The organism is Helicobacter pylori (genome assembly GCF_003637665.1).
In the GTDB taxonomy this organism is placed as follows: Bacteria; Campylobacterota; Campylobacteria; order Campylobacterales; family Helicobacteraceae; genus Helicobacter; species Helicobacter pylori_CK.
Genome location: NZ_MVWR01000027.1, coordinates 1 through 1,228, shown reverse-complemented (window position 1 = coordinate 1,228; position 1,228 = coordinate 1). Strand labels below are relative to the sequence as shown.

The 1,228-nt window shown below is 40.2% G+C and carries 1 protein-coding gene; it reads left to right on the top strand.

Annotated elements, in window-relative coordinates; all coding sequences use genetic code 11:
- On the top strand, nt 1-1,228 hold a 1,228-nt coding region (locus EAL49_RS08335), incomplete at both ends, for a DUF3519 domain-containing protein (protein ID WP_162973144.1).

The window sequence follows — 1,228 nt, the reverse complement described above, 5'->3', positions numbered from 1 at the left end:
CGCTATAACCCCACTCAAAGAATTTGGCAAGAATTACCCCGAGTTTGCTCTAAAGCCTAAGGAAGCGTTAGAGAAGCTCTTGCAAGAGGAAAACGGACAAGTCGCAGGCGCAGCTTATAGGGAGGATTTAGGAGGGATTGATTTTGTGTGGGGCAATAAAGATTACGGGTTAGAACACATCTTAAAACGCCGAGAAGATCAAGCCATAGCTAAAGGCTTAAACGAACAACAAGCTAAAGAATACGCACTAAATGTAATTAAATCAATCCCTGAGATTATAGAGAAAGGCGTTAAGGTTGATAATAACGGCAGAATAGCTATTGAATACCAAAATATAAGAGTAGGTTTAAAAGATAATTGGAAAGGAGAAAAATTACCTAATCATTGGATTATAACAGGATATGAGAAGTTGGAGAATAGTGAAAGTTTATATACATCTCCACTAATCACAAAGAGCGAGATTCTGCCCTTAAACTCCGTAGAACCTAATCCTACCCAAAAACCGCTAACAGATCAAGAGGATTTATTAAAAACAAGCGAAAATTTAAACGAAACCCCACAAAACGCTACAAAATTAAGCCCGCTTGAACAAGCCAACGCCGAAAAGTTAGCGAAATTAGAAAGTGAAGCCAAAGAAAGCGAACAGGAATTTTTAAAAGCTAAAGAGCAAGAAAACAAGCGTAAAGAAGCGTTAAAAAAGAAATTAGAACACGAGCGAGGCAATGCAGGCAACATTGAAAGCCAGACTAAAATAGAAGTTGGAGTTGATATCCCTACACAAACACAAGTGCAGATCCCAAAAAGCCGAGTTCGGTTGAACGAACGAGAGATTTACGATCTAGATTATGCGATCGTGAAAGCTAAAGATTTAAAACCAAGCTTTACCACAGGCGGGACGCAAAAACGCACCGACATGAACGAAGAGCAGATTAAAAGCATCGCTGAGAATTTTGATCCAAAAAAGATATTTGGGAGCGGAGGGTTTGAAGATTTACCAATCATTCTGCATGACGGGCAAGTGATCGCAGGAAACCACCGCATCCAAGGCATGCTAAACTTCACGCCTAAAAGCCGTTACATTTACGAGAAAGCGATCAAGGAATACTATAACATAGACTTGAAACCGGACGAGTTGTTAGTTAGAGTGCCACACAACCGACTAAACAACACCGAGATCAACAATTTAGCGGCTTCAAGCAATCAAGGACGCTTTAATAGCGAGAGCGAT